Origin of the sequence: Dyadobacter soli (assembly GCF_900101885.1) — a bacterium.
In the GTDB taxonomy this organism is placed as follows: domain Bacteria; phylum Bacteroidota; class Bacteroidia; order Cytophagales; family Spirosomataceae; genus Dyadobacter; species Dyadobacter soli.
Genome location: NZ_FNAN01000021.1, coordinates 138238 through 156311, shown reverse-complemented (window position 1 = coordinate 156311; position 18074 = coordinate 138238). Strand labels below are relative to the sequence as shown.

The 18074-nt window shown below is 51.6% G+C and carries 13 protein-coding genes; 8 read left to right on the top strand and 5 right to left on the bottom strand.

Annotated elements, in window-relative coordinates:
• Positions 1-121 precede the first annotated feature (121 nt).
• Positions 122-4189, top strand: a complete 4068-nt coding sequence (locus BLQ88_RS29565) for an FG-GAP-like repeat-containing protein (RefSeq protein WP_090156619.1) — start codon at positions 122-124, stop codon at positions 4187-4189.
• A gap of 77 nt (positions 4190-4266) precedes the next feature.
• Here BLQ88_RS29565 and BLQ88_RS29560 read toward each other — a convergent pair whose 3' ends face one another.
• Complete coding sequence (locus BLQ88_RS29560; RefSeq protein ID WP_090156618.1) at positions 4267-4608, bottom strand: winged helix-turn-helix transcriptional regulator; 342 nt, start codon at positions 4606-4608, stop codon at positions 4267-4269.
• Between the two features lie 126 nt (positions 4609-4734).
• On the opposite strand from BLQ88_RS29560, the gene BLQ88_RS29555 reads away from it, so the two are divergent.
• On the top strand, positions 4735-5133 hold the full coding sequence (locus BLQ88_RS29555; RefSeq protein ID WP_090156617.1) for a DoxX family protein: 399 nt from the start codon (positions 4735-4737) through the stop codon (positions 5131-5133).
• A 1-nt stretch (position 5134) separates the two neighbouring features.
• Here BLQ88_RS29555 and hmpA read toward each other — a convergent pair whose 3' ends face one another.
• Positions 5135-6337, bottom strand: a complete 1203-nt coding sequence (hmpA, locus tag BLQ88_RS29550) for an NO-inducible flavohemoprotein (RefSeq protein ID WP_090156616.1) — start codon at positions 6335-6337, stop codon at positions 5135-5137.
• A gap of 55 nt (positions 6338-6392) precedes the next feature.
• Positions 6393-6830, bottom strand: a complete 438-nt coding sequence (locus BLQ88_RS29545; RefSeq protein ID WP_090156615.1) for an RrF2 family transcriptional regulator — start codon at positions 6828-6830, stop codon at positions 6393-6395.
• Positions 6831-6994: 164 nt separating this feature from the next.
• Here BLQ88_RS29545 and BLQ88_RS29540 point away from each other — a divergent pair, with 164 nt between their 5' ends.
• The 6 genes from BLQ88_RS29540 to rpiA all read left to right on the top strand — a co-directional run bounded on the left by BLQ88_RS29540 (position 6995) and on the right by rpiA (position 13226).
• On the top strand, positions 6995-8695 hold the full coding sequence (locus tag BLQ88_RS29540; RefSeq protein WP_090156614.1) for a T9SS type A sorting domain-containing protein: 1701 nt from the start codon (positions 6995-6997) through the stop codon (positions 8693-8695).
• Positions 8696-8831: 136 nt separating this feature from the next.
• Positions 8832-9284, top strand: coding sequence for a carboxymuconolactone decarboxylase family protein (locus BLQ88_RS29535; protein ID WP_090156613.1), 453 nt, complete (start codon positions 8832-8834; stop codon positions 9282-9284).
• Positions 9285-9350: 66 nt separating this feature from the next.
• Positions 9351-9686, top strand: coding sequence for a YciI family protein (locus BLQ88_RS29530; RefSeq protein ID WP_090156612.1), 336 nt, complete (start codon positions 9351-9353; stop codon positions 9684-9686).
• Between the two features lie 78 nt (positions 9687-9764).
• Positions 9765-11006, top strand: coding sequence for an RNA polymerase sigma factor (locus BLQ88_RS29525; RefSeq protein WP_090156611.1), 1242 nt, complete (start codon positions 9765-9767; stop codon positions 11004-11006).
• Between the two features lie 33 nt (positions 11007-11039).
• The gene (locus BLQ88_RS29520) at positions 11040-12104 is read left to right on the top strand and encodes an NADH:flavin oxidoreductase/NADH oxidase (protein WP_090156610.1); all 1065 of its coding nucleotides are present in this window, start codon (positions 11040-11042) and stop codon (positions 12102-12104) included.
• Positions 12105-12545: 441 nt separating this feature from the next.
• Positions 12546-13226 (top strand): ribose-5-phosphate isomerase RpiA, encoded by a 681-nt coding sequence (gene rpiA / locus BLQ88_RS29510; RefSeq protein ID WP_090156608.1) that lies wholly within the window; start codon positions 12546-12548, stop codon positions 13224-13226.
• Positions 13227-13401: 175 nt separating this feature from the next.
• Here the strand turns inward: rpiA and BLQ88_RS29505 are convergent, their stop codons facing one another.
• The gene (locus BLQ88_RS29505) at positions 13402-14823 is read right to left on the bottom strand and encodes an efflux transporter outer membrane subunit (protein ID WP_090156607.1); all 1422 of its coding nucleotides are present in this window, start codon (positions 14821-14823) and stop codon (positions 13402-13404) included.
• A gap of 54 nt (positions 14824-14877) precedes the next feature.
• On the bottom strand, positions 14878-18036 hold the full coding sequence (locus BLQ88_RS29500) for an efflux RND transporter permease subunit (protein ID WP_090156606.1): 3159 nt from the start codon (positions 18034-18036) through the stop codon (positions 14878-14880).
• Positions 18037-18074 lie beyond the last annotated feature (38 nt).

Here is an 18074-nt window from a genome sequence, read left to right as displayed (position 1 = left end):
CAATATTTCCGAAAGGACATTCATTTCCAGCCGATCGGACATCGGTTTTCTTCCCCTAACCATTTCGGTATCAAATTGCAGTACTTAAATCAGTACCTCTAAATGCAAAACGGATACCTTGATGAAAAAACACTACACTATCCTTGCGGGAGCAGCTATCGCTGCGGCCGTTGCCTTTTTCCTGAATTTGAGCTCAATCATCCGTGATCGGAGCGATGAGAAAGCGTCTGTGAAACCGGGGAACCTACCCGGCGAGCGAGCGAATGTGCCGACAGGCAGCACATTAAACAGTATCAAGGGCGAAATTGCCCGGCGCGAGTATCATATCACCTACGATTCTTCGCACCACGTGCTGCAAAGCCCAAACCGGGAGCATAACCTGAGAGCATATTACCGGCCGGGCAACCTTACCGTCCAGAACCGCGTCGATTCGGCAGGCCAGAATTTCCGGATGGAGTTGGTAAATGAAGGGGTTTATGCGGACGGCGCGCTGATCGCCACAGCTGAATCCGATGCCGCAACGGACAATCGAAGCGATACACTGACTATTGCGCACCGGGACTTTGCCGAAGAATTTATCAATAATCAGTCAGGGATCCGGCAGAACTTCATTGTCTCCCGTGCGCCTGCACATACGCAACAGCTTTCCGTGCGCCTTTCGCTCCATGGTTTGCTCGCACGGCAACAGAACGCTGGTCAGCTGATATTTTATTCTGAAAACCGGGGCGAAGAGACAGATCGCCTCACATACAGCGACTTGCAATGCTGGGACGCGAATGGAAAACCACTCGTCGCTGAATTGGTGCTCTCCGGAAAACAAATTGAGATTAATGTTGACGTAGCCAATGCCGCATATCCGGTCACCATCGACCCGATCATCGCTAACGGCAGCCCGGCCAATGCAGATAAAACATTGGAAATCAACCAAAGCTACGCATGGCTGGGGTTCTCGGTTTCCACGGCAGGCGACGTCAACGGCGATGGGTATAGCGACGTGTTGGTAGGAGCCCCGAAATACGACAACGGGCAGGCGGACGAAGGCGCTGCATTCCTCTACCCGGGTACCGCCGGTGGCATCAGCCTTGCGGCCACTGTTTTGGAATGCAACCAGGCTAATGCACAAATGGGGTACTCGGTAAGTAACGCTGGGGATATTAATAAGGATGGTTTCTCCGATATCATGGTCGGAGCTCCATACTACGATGCATCTGCCGCAAATGAAGGCGCTGTGTTCATTTACAAAGGTTCTGCGGGTGGGATTGTTACCAACAACCCTTACGTCTTTAAATTAGATCAGGCCGAAGCGAACCTGGGTATTTCCGTGGCAATGGCCGGGGATGTCAACGGCGACGGCTATTCCGATATGCTTGCCGGAGCGCACCAGTTTGATAACAATCAGTCTAATGAAGGTATCGGTGTGGTGGTTCTTGGCGCGCCAAATGGCTTAGGACTGGTAACCTTTCTGGAATGCAACCAGCCCGGCGCCATGATGGGCTTCGCCGTAGCCGGAGCGGGCGATGTAGACGGCGACGGGTTCAGCGATGTCATGGCCGGAGCACGGCTTTATGCAAACGGGCAGGTACTGGAAGGGGCCGCATTCATTTTCAAGGGCTCGGCTGGCGGCGTGGTTACTGCAAATCCGACGGTTATAGAAGGCAACCAGGTCGACTCCCGGTTCGGGCATGCGCTATCATCCGCAGGCGACGTGAACGGCGATGGGTTCAGTGACATCGCCATTGGCGCCTATCTCTACGACAAAGGAAGCAGCAATGAAGGGGTCGTTATGATCCACCACGGTTCCGCCAATGGTATCAGCACGGTAGCTTCCCAAACCCTGGAAAGCGATCAGGTGGAAGCGCAGTTCGGCTTCTCGGTGGCTTGCGCAGGTGACGTAAACGGCGACGGTTACGCAGACCTGATCGCGGGAGCCCGGTACTACGACAAAGGCCAGGTCAACGAAGGTGCCGCATTTATCTATCAGGGATCAAAAGACGGGTTGAATGCGACACCGGTATCGGTCCTGGAAAGCAACCAGGGTGACGCGTGGATGGGTAGCGCCGTCGCTCCGGCTGGTGATGTAAATGGTGATGGTTTTAGTGATGTGCTGGTAGGGAGCTGGGCGTTTGATCATGGGCAGAAGGATGAGGGGAGTGTGTTTGTTTGGTATGGGGGGGGAAATAGCTTTCAAGATAGAACTTACAATGTCGTTTATACCAATCAGGTCGTTTCAGGATCGGGATGTTCTGTTGCCAATGCAGGCGATGTAAATGGCGACGGCTATTCTGATCTTCTAATCGGTGCCTACCTTTTCGATAATGGACAGTCTCAAGAAGGTGTTGCGTTCCTGTATTACGGTGGTCCAACTGGGATTGACCTGAATTCAAGTAAGTTGTTGGAATGCAATCAAGCGGATGCAGCTTTTGGTAAAGTGGCCGCAGCCGGAGATATCAATGGAGATGGATTTGGCGATGTGCTTGTTGGAGCGCCAAATTTTGATAATGTTGAGAACAATGAGGGAGCAGTGTTTGTTTTTCATGGCTCAGGAGCTGGTCTCAGTGGTATAGTAGCTACCATCGAAAGTAATATCTCGAATGCATTTATGGGTAATGCAGTGTCCAGTGCTGGTGATACAAATGGGGATGGATACGATGACATAGTTATTGGAGCCTCAAACTTAAGTAATGGGCAGACGGAGGAAGGAAGATTCTACATTTTTTTAGGTTCTGACAATGGCTTGGATAAAGCTTCAATCAAAACTTTTGAAAGTAATCAAGCGGATACCAGACTCGGGAATGCCGTTGCCTCGGCGGGCGATGTGAACGGCGACGGCTATGATGATATTGTTATTGGGGCATTTTCATCAGGCTCCACCGATAACGGATCTTCCTTTATATTTTATGGGTCAACTACTGGCATTAAGCTAGATTTTAGTACACATATAACAGGTGTCCAGCCCTATGAAAACTTGGGTTGGGCAGTTGCAGGCATCGGTGATATAAACGGAGATGGGTTTAGTGATGTTGCAATAGGCTCCCCGTATCATAATGGCGACGGCGTTGTATACGTTTACTATGGTTCTTCAAATGGAGTGGATAATGCCTTCATTTCTACAATAATTGGAAATCAAGCGGGGACGGCACTAGCATTCGGGTATTCGCTGTCGTCCGCTGGTGATGTAAACGGTGACGGGTTTAGTGACCTGGTTGTCGGAGCTCCTTACTATGTAGATCAACTCAATATGCATTTCGTTGGCGAAGCGTTAATCTACATCGGGTCGCCACAAGGAATTCAGCCAGATCCAATAGAATTCGATGTTAGCAAAAGCTATAACGATGATTACGTCGGCTTCTCGGTTTCAGGTGGTGGTGATGTAAATGGTGACGGATATAGTGATGTATTGGTAGGAGCACCTAATTATGATTGGTCATACCAAGACAATGATGCGGCATTCGTACACTACGGAAATAGCGCATTGGGCATCCGCAACAACCTCCGCCTCTACAACTCCGCCGATCTCACCACTCCCATCAACCACACCCAGTTCCCTCAACAAAACTTCGGCGCAGGCTTATTTGCCAAATCTTTCACTGGCAGAAACAAAGGCAAGTTGGCTTGGGAAACGAAACCGTTGGCGGAAGCCTTTTCCAAAGGCAGTAACAACCGCATTACCAACAGCACCCAGTCAACAGGATCGCAAAGCACTTATTCAAATTTGGGCACTACGGGTTTCGAGTTGAAAAATGTGATTGACAAGCAGGGGTCTGGTACTAAGGTGCGGGTTCGGGTGAAATATGATCCGGTTCTGGCATTGACAGGGCAATCGTATGGGCCTTGGCGTTACTTGCCTGCCTATTTGATGGGGAATAGTACTTCACCTGTACCGGAGGAAGTGGGGAATGATTTATTGGAAGCCGCCGGGGAAAGAACAGCGGAGTTAGAGGATAATAATGCGCTGGAACGCGTTGTGATTTATCCTAACCCTGCAACCGACCGTTTAAATATCCACGTCGAAGCTCCGGAGCAGGTATCAAGTATGAAAATCCTTACACCTGCTGGTTTGATGATTTACCAGGAATCGGGATTCAAGTCCTCCATTGAGGTTAGCCGGTTTTCTGCGGGAATTTATTACATCGTTATTACAGGAATCGATGGCGCTCATACGACGAGAAAGATTCTCATACGACGATAAATCGATATGGAAAGTTAAGCGTACGAAAGGTTTAGGTGTAATGCAGAAGGCGTTCTCGAGTTGTTCGTGAACGCCTTTTAGTTGTTCACCATAATCTTCGTCCGATGCGCCAGCCCCCAGTAATGCAGCTCTTCGAGCACCTTTTCAAGCGAGGCCCCATGCTCGGTGATGGAATATTCCACGGTCGGTGGGAAGGTGTCGAATACTTTCCGGTTTACCAGCTGGTTCATTTCCAGGGCTTTCAGTTCTTTCGAGAGGATTTTGTCGGTAATGCCGGTTACTTCGCCCGAGAGTTGCCGGAACCGCTTCGGGCCGGAGGATAGCGCGAAGAGGATCAGCAATTTCCAGCGTCCTTCGAGTGCTTCGAGGGCATCGCGAATGGATAATGCGGTTTTGGGGCAACCGTTTCCTGTGAGCATGTCGTGTTTTGTGATGAATGTAAGGCGCCGTTACTACCCGTTTGGATATTACTATCCGATCGGGAAAGTACTATCGGACGGATAGCGAAGGTAAATACTTTTGCTTTATCACAAAACATCATCCAAATGTCAATCAGAAAAACCTCGAAATGGCTGCATACCGCATTGTGGATCACGCAGGTATCGCTGTCGGTCACGCTCGTTTGGGCATCTTACATGAAATTATTCCAATCGCCGGAAATGCTTTCCGCGATGTGGCCCTGGGCAGGGCAGGTGCCGCCGGTGCTGGTGAAGGCGACGGGCGTCATCGATTTGCTGGCCGGGCTAGGATTGGTATTGCCTGCATTGCTGAATATCCGGGCCGGATTGACGTTCGTGGCTGCGGCGGGTGTGGTGTTGCTGATGCTTTGCGCAATGGCTTTTCACCTTTCCAGAGGCGAGTCACCGGTATTCAATGTCGTTTTTGCGGCGTTTGGGGGATTTGTGGCATGGGGGAGGCAGCAGCGGGCCGCCTCCCTATGCTGAATCAGTTGACCGACAACGACAAAGGCCCGAATTCTTCGAAATGAATATTGGCCTTTTCAATGCCGCGGTCGACGAGGTAGCGGTAATGCTGGCGGATGAATTGGCCCGGGCCGCAGATGTAGTATTTCGCTTCGGGATGCAGGGCTTCGGCCGGTAGCTGGTCGAGGGACACCCAGCCGAGGTATTCGTTGGCGGCCAGTTGCTCGGCGGAATCGTAGAAGAAATGCTTTTCGACGTTCGCTACCGCTTCGGAAATGGCATTCAGGTCGGTTTTGAATGCGTGTACCTGCTCGTTGCGGCACCCGTGTACCCACGTGATAGGCGCGGTGGCGTCGGTGCGTACGAGGGATTCGAGCATCGATAAGAGCGGCGTCTGGCCTACGCCGCCGCTGATGAATACCTGCGGTTTGCCGTCTTCGGCCTGCAATGTGAAGTTGCCTGATGGCGCGGAAAGGTCGACGACGTCGCCCGGCTCGACGAAATCGTGCAGGCGGTTGCTGATCATGCCGTCGGGGTGCTGGCTGCCGGCCTCGCGCTTCACCGAAATGCGGTAGTACTCGCCGTTCGGCGCGCTCGACAGGCTGTATTGCCGCGGCTGTTGCAGGTTGATTTCGGGCAGGAACAGGCGAATGCTGATGTATTGCCCCGGCTTGAAATCGGCCACTGCGCCGCCGTCGACAGGGTAGAGGTAAAAGGAGGTAATCTCGTCGGACTCTTTCACTTTTTTACGCACCACAAATGGCCGCCAGCCCGACCAGCCGCCGGGCAGGCTCACTTTTTCGTCGTACAGCGTTTGCTCGTGCCCGCTCATCAATGCGGCGAGCTGGTTATAGGCGACAGTCCACGCGTCGAGAAGCTCCGGTGTGGCGGCTTCGCCGAGTACTTCCGCGATGGAGGCGATGAGGTGCCTGCCGACGATCGCGTAATGCTCGGGGCGGATGTGCAGGCTCGCATGCTTGTGCCCGATCGTGTCGACCACCGGCAGCAGTACCGATGGGTCTTCGATATGCTCCGCGTATGCCAGTACAGCCATCGCAAGTGCGGTTTGCTGGCGTTTGTTTTGCTGGTTACCCATGTTGAAAAGATGTTTCAGCTCGGGGTTATGGGTGAACATGCGGTTGTAAAAGTGGGTCGTGAGCAGCACGCCGTGTTCTTTCAATACCGGTACAGTGGCTTTTACGAGGTCTTTTTGTAGTGGGGACATAATTTTGAAGTTTAGAATAAAGGATATTTTTGTCCTTTATTTGGGTAAAAAAATATTACTTGTTCAAGGTAAGCTGGCCCGTGATAAGCCCTTCATTGAATTTACCAATGGAAGTGTTTTGCAGCATGACCACAATTTGCCCTCTGATCTTCTTGAAATCGTTGTGCAGTGGGCAGGGATTGGTTTCCGAGCAATAACTGAGGCCCATCCCGCAGCCGTTGAAAATGCTGTCGCCTTCAATGGCCCGTACAATGTCGGCCAGGGGACGTTGCAAGCCTCCCGTATCGACATAAAAGCCTCCGTTCGGCCCTTTCGACGATAGTATCAGCCCGTCTTTGCTCAGTTTTTGCAGGATTTTGGCCAGGAACGGTTCAGGCGAATTGATATGCACGGCAATCTCGCGGATTCCAACCTTCTGGCCTTCCTCCGAACGTTGCGCGATGTAAAACACCGCCCGCATCGCATATTCGCATGTTTTTGAAAATATTCCCATTGGCTTTTCAGGTGCATTGCCGCTTACCTGGCACAAAGATAGCAGTGAATGTTTTAATAAAAGAGTTTTTTGTCTTTTATTAAATAAATAATATTTGAAATGCGCTCCGGATGTGTGTAAATCAATTATATTCAGCCCATTACTCAACGTTAAACTTACTACTCATGAAAACAGCTTTATGCAAGTTGGTCTCAATTTGCGTGCTCAACGCGCTCATCTTTTCCGCTCTCCAAGCCCAGACGTGCAATTTCACCGACTTACGCCTCAATTCACAGTCGGCCGTCAATTCGTTCAGTTCCTCTTGCAAGACAATTAATGGCGACATTACCATTTCCGGCACGGACATTACCGATCTCAGCCCTCTGCAAAACATCGAAACCATCAGCGGGAAGCTTACGATTCAGAACAACCCGGCGCTTTCGAGCCTGAGCGGATTGAAAAACCTGACTACCGCGCAGCATTTGTTGATATACACCAATAATTTGCTGAACGACCTCTCCGGATTGGAACGCCTGAAATTTGTTGGGGGCTCGACCCATATTCGTTACAATGCAGGCCTTGCCGATCTGAAAGGGTTGGACAGCCTTACTAACGCCAGTACATTCTATATTACCAATAACGATTCGTTAACCAGTTTGGCGGGATTGGGACGGCTCGAAACTGTGAGCGACATCCTGGCGATCAGTGCGAACAAAAGCCTGGTGACCCTGAACGGACTGACCAGTTTAAATTCCGTTAGCCGCATTAATATTGGTGAGAACGATGCGTTGACGAATCTCTCCGGATTGGAGCAACTGACGTCAGTCAGCTACCAGATGAATATCATGTCGAACAAAAAACTCACGAGTCTGCATTGCCTTACCAGCCTCAATTATCTCAGCGAAGCCTACATCAGTGACAATGATCTGATGACCGACTTGTCCGGATTGGAGCATGTGGGCTCCGTATACTGGCTGGTGATCGGCGATAACGGTGGTCTCACCAGTCTGAACGGCCTGAATAACCTTACTTCGGCCACTAACTTCATCATACGTTATAACGAATCACTGACGGACCTGTCGGGGTTGGAAAACCTGACCAATGTGGGATGGATACAGATCAGCGACAATGCCGAGCTGAAAAGCCTTTCCGGCCTGGGCACGGGTACGAATGCCGGGCGGGGGAGTGCGAACGGGCGCATTTCCGCGCTCGCGATCACCGGGTTGGTGATCAGGAATAATCCCCAACTGACGAGCTGCGCAATTGCTGCGGTGTGCGACTTTACCAGCACGGGCGAGGCGACCATTACCGCAAACGGCAGCGGATGCGAGAGCCAGGATGCGATAGAAATAGCCTGTTCGGCATTGCCGGTGACGCTTACGCATTTTAAAGTGGACGCGGAGAACGGTACCGCTCTTTTGCGATGGACAACGGCGGAGGAGCGCAACAGTGCAGTTTTTGAAATCGAACACAGCCTCGACGCCGTAACCTGGTACAAAGCAGGCGAAGAGGACGCCACGGGCGAGAGCAATGCATTGGTGCATTATCAATGGGTACATTTCACGCCCGCCAGCGGACTGAATTATTACCGCCTTAAAATGAGGGACCTGGATGGTTCCTTTACTTACAGCCAGATAGCCCGTCTCAGATTCGACGGCCAAACCGCAGCTATGGTTTACCCGAACCCGGTTTCGGATATAATGGTGGTGGAGAATAGCAAGGAAATTGTACAACTGCAAATCATCAGTACGGAAGGCAGAACGGTGTACGAAACCAGGAGCGTGCCCGATGCAATCCCGGTCAAAGGCCTGGCTGCGGGAATGTACCAGGTGCTGATCACGAGGCAGAACGGTACGGTGCAAAAGCAACGGATTGCGATTTTTTAATTCAATTTATTGATAATCAAATGCTTCTCCGGTTGTGCGAATGGCCGGAGAATTTTTTTGAAAATTTTTTTCAAGTTTTGTCCAGATGGCGAAATCCGATTGTCATTAGGTTTTTAAATCAAAAAATTCTCGAAAAATGGAAACCAGACTTAATTTCTTTCAAAAAGGACAAAATGCAGTAAAGCCGCTTTTCAATCTCAACGCCTATATTAAAAAATCGACACTCGGACATCAGCTGGTGGAACTCGTGGACTTCCGCGTGTCTCAGATCAACGGCTGCGCGTACTGCCTCGACATGCATTCCAAAGAATTGCGTGCAATGGGCGAGACCGAGCAACGCCTGTACGGATTGAGCGCATGGCGTGAAGCACCTTACTATACCGATCGCGAACGTGCCGCTTTCGCCTGGGCCGAAGCCGTGAATTCCCTGCACGTGACCGACGAGGTTTATAAAGAAGTATCCGCACAGTTTACAGAAGAGGAAATCGTGGACCTGACGATGGTCGTTACGGCCATCAGAAGCTGGAACAGCCTCAACATCGCATTCCCGGCCGGCGTGGGTACTTACCGTGTAGGCCAGTTCGGTTGATTCTGACCAAAACTGATTAGTTTTCGCATTCAAAAATATCAGACACTTTAAAAACGGTACCGTATTATGGACGAGTTCTTATTGGTATTCCGGCGCGATTTCAAGGATAAGGAAAATCAGCCGTCCCCGGAGCAATTACAGGAGCATTTTGAGAAATGGCACGCCTGGTACGACAGGATGACCGCCGAAGACCGGATCGTGTTCCGGAGAAAATGGGATGGGGAAGGTCTGGTGGTAAATGCCCAGAAAACCGTGCTGAATGGCCCATTTGCCGAAATTAAGGAAACGATCGGCGGGGCGGTGATCATCCGGGCGACGGGCTACGAAGAGGCCGCCGAGATTGCCAAAGCGGTACCGATCCTGGAATTCGGCGGGACCGTGGAAATCCGGAAAGCGCTCTGATTGCAGTTAAATAATCCTTTTTGATACTTTTGCGGGTAAACCGTTTGGGTCCGGCCGGGTAGGCCGGACCTTATTATCATGGAGGAAAAAGAACTGCTGCCACACCTTTTCAGGACCGAGTACCGAAAACTCGTTGCCGTGCTTTGCTACCTGTTCGGGATCGAGCACGTGGAGGTTGCCGAGGACATTGCGAGCGATACGTTCCTGACGGCGGCCGAAACCTGGGCTATCAAGGGAATACCCGAAAATCCGGCGGCCTGGCTGTATACCGTCGCCAAAAACCGGACGAAGAATCATTTGAAGCGCAATTCGCTGTTCGAACAGAAGGTGGCATCGGAGATCCGCTATTCGTCGGACAAGGAGGAGGAAATTGAGATCGATATGTCGCCCCAGAACATCACGGACAGCCAGTTGGCGATGATTTTCGCGGTTTGCAACCCGCTCATACCAGCCGATTCCCAGGTGGCGCTCGCGCTGAACCTGCTTTGCGGTTTTGGCGTGCAGGAGATTGCGGACGCTTTTTTGCTGAATAAGGAGGTCGTATACAAGCGCATCCAGCGCGCGAAGGAGAAACTGAAAGAGGGAAAGATCAGCATCGCGCAGCCGAGTGCAATGGAAATCGGCGAGCGGCTCGAAACCGTGCTGACGACCATTTACCTGCTTTATTCCGAAGGTTACTACTCCATTTCCCAAAATACCACATTGCGTAAGGAGCTTTGCGCGGAGGCCATGCGGCTCAATTTCCTGTTGGTGGAAAACGAGTTGACGGACCGCCCCGAAGCGAGTGCATTGCTTTCGCTGATGTGCTTTCACTCGTCGCGGTTCGAGGCGCGTACCAACCAGAACGGCGAAATGGTGCTTTATGAAGATCAGGACGAATCGCTCTGGAACCGGGAGCTTATCGAACGCGGCGCCTATTACCTCAGCCGGGCATCCACCGGTGAAAAGCTGAGCCGGTACCATTTGGAAGCAGGCATTGCCTATTGGCATACCCATAAGGAAGATTCCCAAGAAAAGTGGGCGCATATCCTCGACTTGTACAACCATTTGCTGGCCATCGAATACTCGCCCATTGCCGCATTGAACCGCATTTATGCCTTTGCCAAACTGAACGGGAAGGAAGCGGCCATCGCCGAGGCGGAGCATTTAAATTTGACCAACAACCATTTTTACTACTCGCTGCTCGGTAACCTTTACACGGGTATCAATGAAGCACAGGCCATTGCGCATTATCAAACGGCTATTAAGCTCGCGCATTCGGAGTCGGACAAGGCTATCCTGTTCAGGAATATCGCACGTTTGCAGGATAATGCGGGTTGATAGGCTATATTAGCCCAATCTAATCCCGCCGATATGTCAAAGCTGTTTTCGCCTGTTACGATTAAAAGTATCCGGTTCAAAAACCGGATCATAGTTTCCCCTATGTGCCAGTACTCGTCCGTCGATGGTTTCGCCACCGACTGGCACCTCGTCCACCTCGGCAGTCGCGCCGTGGGCGGTGCGGGGCTGATCATCACCGAAGCCACCGGCGTATCGCCCGAAGGCCGCATTTCGTCCGAAGACCTGGGCATCTGGAAAGACGAGCACATTGAAAAACTCTCGCAAATCACCGCGTTCATCAGCGCGCAGGGGTGCGTACCGGGCGTGCAGCTCGCTCACGCGGGCAGGAAAGCGAGTACGGCTGTTCCCTGGAAAGGCCGGGCGGAAGTGCCTCAAAGCCACGGGGGATGGCAGACATTCTCCGCCTCCGCGATCCAGTTTTCAGAAAACTATCCCAAACCCCTCGCACTCGATGCGGCGGGTATCGATAAAGTCGTTGCCGACTTCACCGCTGCGGCCAAACGTGCATTGCAGGCCGGTTTTAAAGTGATCGAAATACATGCCGCGCACGGCTACCTCGTGCACCAGTTCCTGTCGCCCCTCAGCAACCACCGCACCGACGAATACGGCGGCAGCTTCGAAAACCGCATTCGCCTGCTCCTGCGCATCATCGAATGCATCCAAACCGTATGGCCGGCCGACCTGCCGCTATTCACCCGCATATCCGCTACCGACTGGGCCGAAGGCGGCTGGAACCCCGACGACGCCGTGAAACTGGCGCACGTCCTCAAAGACAAAGGCATCGACCTCATCGACGTATCCTCGGGTGGCCTTGCGGCCCACCAGCAGATCACCATCGGCCCGGCGTACCAACTCCCTTTCGCCTCACGTATCAAACGCGAAACCGGCATTCTCACCGGCACCGTGGGGATGATTACCAATTCTTTGCAAGCCGAAACCATTCTCGTAAATGACGATGCAGATATGATCATCATGGCCCGTGAGATTTTGCGGAATCCATACTTTCCCCTGGAAGCGGCCAGGGATTTGAAAGATGCCATCGCGTGGCCGGTGCAGTATGAAAGGGCGAAGTGGTGACCGAAGGCTGACTGTGAAAGCGCATCGGGTTCTGCAAATCATATAGGCGATGAAAAGTCAATTTGCCAGGAATGTAGTCATTCGCGCCGGGGCGTACGTTGCTACGCACTTACTCGTGTTTGTGGGCAACTTTTATCTCTGCCAGTGGATATATGCAAGATGGAAGTTCGAACGTGTGCTGGATGCGCTCGAGGCGTTGGTTGATCTTCTAGTATATTCCTATGCGGCGTGGGCTCTTATATTCACTATTCCGCCAGCATTGATTTATATTCGCTTATATAAAAGGCCCAAGAGTATATTAAAGGCCGCCTCGCTTATATGCGTGATCTGGATGATTTTGTCCGATACTGCATTGCTAATATTATTTTTTGTGAATCCATAAATGGTGTGAGCAGGCGGACATCGAATAACCACACTATTTAGATTTATTAACTTGCTTTCATGAAAGACCTGAAAAACGAAAAAACACTTGCCGCCAAAGAAGCGGTGAAATACCTCTCAAACGGCCAGATCGTCGGCCTGGGCTCGGGGAGTTCGGCTTACATTGCCATTGCTGAAATCGGTGAGTTGGTGAAGAATGGGTTGAATATCAAAGGCGTACCTACTTCTGAAAAGACGCGCGAACTGGCTGAGTCGCTGAATATTCCTTTGCTCAAAATTGAGGAGGTAGATGCTATCGACATTACCATCGACGGCGCAGACGAGTTTACGACCGATTTGCAGCTGATCAAAGGCGGCGGGAGTTTTTTGCTGAAAGAAAAGGTAGTGGCGGCACTTTCGAAGCAGGAGATCATTATTACGGATTCAACCAAGAAGGTCGAGTTCCTGGGCAAGTTTACAGTGCCCATTGAAGTGATTCCCTATGCGCAAAACTACGTTTTGGCAGAAATACAAAAGCTGAGTGGAACCGGCAAAATCCGTTTGGTCGATGACGAACCATTGATTACCGAGCAAGGTAATGTGTTGATTGACGGTGATTTCGGGTTGATTCAAGACCCGGCTCTGCTGGCTGAGCAATTAATAAAGATCGTCGGAGTCGTGGAGCATGGATTGTTTATCAATATTGCCACAACGGTGATTATGGGCGTGGATGATGCGACAGAGGTATTTCTGAAAAAGTAACGCTGTTCGATCAGGAGAAAAAGCAGATTATATAAAATTAAATTATATATTAGCACTCGTTACAATAACGGGTGCTTAAAATACAAAAGCCGTCGGATCTTGTCCAACGGCTTTTTGTGCTTAACTACACTTAACAAAGACGCTAATTGATAGTGTATGTAGGTCTGAGTGGAATCTATTTCCAGCCGCCGCCGAGGCTGCGGTAGAGGTCTACGCGCGCTACGAGCGACTGGCTGCGGATGAATGCGAGGTTCAGTTCGGCTTGCAATGCATTGCCTTGCGCGGTAATTACTTCGAGGTAATTGGCCATATCGCTCTGGTACAGGAGCTGCGCATTGGAAATGGCTTGTGTCAGGATATTCACCTGGTTGCTCGCAATGGCTTCCTGTTCTTTCAGTTTCTGGGTTTGAACCAATGAGTTCGAAACCTCACCGACAGCATTCAAAACCGACTGGCGGAATTCGAGTACCGATTGCTCACGTTCGATTTTGGCAACTTCCAGGTTGGTTTTTAGCTGGCGTCTCGCAAAAATCGGACGGGCGATGGTACCGGCCGCAATGCCAAACAGTGAACCCGGAATGTTGAACCAGTTGCTCGATTTGAACGATTCGATACCGCCGCTCGCCGAGATAATCAGCGACGGGTACATGCTCGCCTGCGCTACACCGAGTTGCGCATTCGCTACCAGCACCGACATTTCGGCCGCACGCACATCGGGGCGACGGCTTACCAATGCCGCCGGAATGCCGGTAGCGAGGCTGTCGTTGGCTTTGAAATCGGAGAGTTTCACTTTCCGATCGATCGCATTCGGCATTTGTCCGGTCAGGATCTGCAATGCATTTTCCTGAATGGTAATGTCCTGTTCGAGCTGCGGAATGAGCAATGCGATGGCCTCGCGCTGTGCTTCCGATTGTTGCACGGAGAGCGATGTTGCTTCGCCGGCATCTTTGAGCAGGTTGGTCAGTTTCAGGGTGTTATTGCTCAGTTCGAGGTTGTGCTTGGCCACTTCGAGCTGTTTGTCCAGCATTAACAGGTTGAAAAAACCTTTGGCAATATCGGCCACCAGCCGGGTCTGAACCGCTTTGGTAGCTTCATAAGTTTGCAGGTACTGGCCCATGGTTGCCTGCTGCTGGCGGCGGATTTTACCCCAGATATCAGCCTCCCAAGACAAATCCACCGAGGCAATGTAGTTCTCAATGTGGCTCGATTTCAGGAAGTTGCTGGCGCTCAACCCGTTCAAACTGTTGTTCGAAGGGCGGTTGTACGTGCCTGCAACGCGCAGGTCGAGGCGCGGGAGTTGCAGTAATTTGGCCTGCTTCACTTGCTGCTGTGCGATATCGATGCGTTTCAGCGCGATTTGCAGGTCGTAGTTGTAGGCAATGCCGCGATCGATGAGGCGTTGCAGCGTGGTATCGGGGAAGAATTCCTTCCAGCCCATGTCCGCAATGGTGGCGGTGTCGCCGTAAGGCACATTGCGATATTCGGTGGGCAGTGCCAGTTCCGGGCGCTGGTAGTCCTTGCTCACCTTGCAAGAGGCGAGAAAGGTTACCAGCAGGATCAGAACAGCTATTTGCGTTAATCTGAATGTATTTTTCATGATGTTAATCTTAAATAAACGAGTCATCGCGTTTCGGTGCCGAAGCAGGGGCCACTATTGCACCTCCGCTTCGACCAGTTCCGGCTTAACCGGTTTTTTGACGACTTTTTCCTGCAAATACTGGAAGATCACGTACAGTACGGGGATCACGAACACACCCAGGATCACACCCGTGAGCATGCCACCCACCGCACCGGTTCCGATGGAACGGTTACCAAGCGCCGAGCCACCGGTTGCGCGCATCAGCGGCAGCAGACCGACGATGAATGCGAACGAGGTCATCAGGATCGGACGCAGACGGAGGCGTGAAGCTTCCAATGCCGATTCGACAATGCTCAGACCCGCCTCGCGCCGCTGCACGGCGTACTCGATGATCAGGATCGCGTTTTTCGCGAGGAGCCCCACGAGCATGATCAGACCGACCTGCACGTAGATATTGTTTTCAATGCCCATCCAGTTGATAAACAGCATTGAACCGAATACACCCAGCGGGATCGTCAGGATCACTGCGAAAGGCAGGATGTAACTTTCATATTGTGCCGCGAGCAGGAAGTATACGAACACCAAACTCAATACGAAGATAAGAATGATCTGCGAGCCGGAGTTGATCTCCTCACGCGTCATACCGGTCCATTCGGTTTTGTAGTTGTTCGGCAGCACCTTCTCGGCGGTTTCCTGTACGGCGCGGATGGCGTCACCGGTACTGTAACCCGGTTTCGGGGTACCGTTGATCATTACCGCGTTATAAAGGTTGTTGCGGGTCACGGTTTCAGGTCCGAACACACGTTTCAGCTGAACGAGCTGGTTTGCCGGTACCATCTCGCCTTCGGTGTTTTTGACATAAATCCCATCGAGCGAAGCCGGGTTCTGGCGGTACAGCGGGTCGGCCTGCGCCATTACGCGGTAGTACTTACCAAACCGGTTGAAATCCGACACGAAGCTCGAACCGTAGTAGATTTGCAGCGTTTGCAGCAAGTCGTTCACGGGAACATTCAGCTGTTTGGCTTTCGCATTATCTACTTCCAGCTGGAATTGCGGGTTACCGGTCGCGAACGTGGTGAATGCATAAGCGATCTCCGGACGCTGCATCAGTGCACCGATGAATGCATTGGTAGTCGTGCTGAGTTTTTCCAAAGAACCGTTTCCACGGTCTTGCAACATAAACTCGAAACCACTGACATTACCGAAACCATCCACGGTAGGGAAGGTGAAGAAGAACGCATTCGCATCGTTCACCGAACGTACCTGCTGCGACATCATACCCACGATCTGGTTGAAATCCTGCACCTCGCCGCGTTCTTCCTTAGGTTTCATGCGGATGAAGCCCACACCGTAAGGCGATGCGTTGGAATTTGAAATGATGTTCATCCCTTCCACAATGTAACGGTGGTCGGCGATCGGCGACTTTTTCACAATGCTATCCACCTGTGCCATGGCTTTCGACGTACGGTCGAGAGAGCTACCCGGAGGCGTGTTGAGCGCGTAGAGGAGGAAGCCCTGATCTTCGGTTGGGATAAAGCCCGTTGGTGTGGTTTTGGTTAGCCAGAATGTGGTACCTGAGATCACTATCAAACCGACGATGGTCACCCATTTCTGGCGGATCAGGAATTGAAGGCTCTTCACATAACGGCCGGTCATCGACTCGAAACCTGCATTGAATGCAGCAAAGAAACGTGCGCCGAAACCTTTCTTTTTCCCGTCGTGGCCTTCTTCCGCATGCGGGTTTTTCAGGAACAACGCGGTAAGTGCCGGGCTGAGCGTCAACGCATTCAATGCGGAAATCAAAATGGCTATGGCTAATGTAAATGCAAACTGCCGGTAGAATACCCCCGCTGGTCCCTCCATAAACCCGACCGGTACGAATACCGCGGCCATCACGAGGGTGATCGAAATGATCGCGCCGGAGATCTCATTCATGGACTCGATGGTAGCGGGTTTGGCCCCGAGGTTCGTTCGTTCCATCTTCGAGTGAACGGCCTCGACGACGACAATGGCGTCATCCACCACGATACCGATCGCGAGTACCAATGCAAAGAGCGTGAGGAAGTTAATCGTGAAGCCGAAAAGCTGCATGAAGAAGAACGTACCCACAATCGCCACCGGAACTGCAATGGCCGGGATCAATGTCGAGCGGAAATCTTGCAGGAATATAAATACAACGAGAAATACAAGGACAAATGCTTCCAGGAGGGTTGAACGTACCTGGTTGATCGACTCGTCGAGGAAGTCCTTCGAGTTGTACATAATGGTCGTTTTCAGACCTTTGGGTAATGTTTTGGAAAACTCGCCTACCAGTTTTTCAGCCTGGATCAGGATGTCGTTCGCATTGGTACCGGCTGTTTGGAATACTGCCACACCGGACGATGCATTGCCATCCAGCTTACCATTGGAAGAGTAGGTATAAGAACCGAACTCGACACGCGCCACATCTTTCAAGCGGATCACAGAACCATCGCTATTTGCTTTGATGATAATGTCCTCATATTCTTTGTTTTGCGTGAGTTTTCCTTTGTATTTCAAAACATATTCAAAAACCTCTTTGGATGCCTCACCCAAACGGCCCGGAGCTGCTTCAAGGCTTTGCTCGCGAATGGCGCCGGTTACCTCCTGAGGCGAAAGGCCCAGGGCTGCGAGACGGTCCGGTTTGAGCCAGATACGCATCGAATAATCGCGCGTACCGAAAGGCTGAGCCTGACCGACCCCCGGTATACGTTGCAGCTGAGGTACCAGGTTTATTTTAATGTAGTTCAAAAGGAACGTCTCGTCGTAAGTGCTGTCCTCGCTCGAAAGCGCTACGAACATGATGATCGAGTTCTGTTGCTTTTGGGTCGAAATACCGGCTTGCACGACTTCCTGCGGAATCTGGCTGACGGCCTTGGAAACGCGGTTTTGTACGTTTACCGCTGCGATATCAGGGTCGGTACCCTGTTTGAAGTACACGTTCAGGGCCATGGTACCGTCGTTGTTGGACGACGACGTCATGTAAGTCATGTTTTCAACCCCGTTCACGGCTTCTTCGATGGGCGTTGCCACTGCGCGGGCAACCACTTCTGCGTTCGCTCCCGGGTATACGGCGGTTACTTGTACCGTCGGCGGCGCGATGTCGGGGAATTTCGTGATCGGCAGCGTAGTGAGCGATATGATCCCCAGGAGTAATATCAGGATCGATATTACCGTCGAAAGGACGGGCCTTTCTATAAATTTCTGAAACATATTATTGTGATTTGTCCCCGTGTGCGGGGCTCATTTTC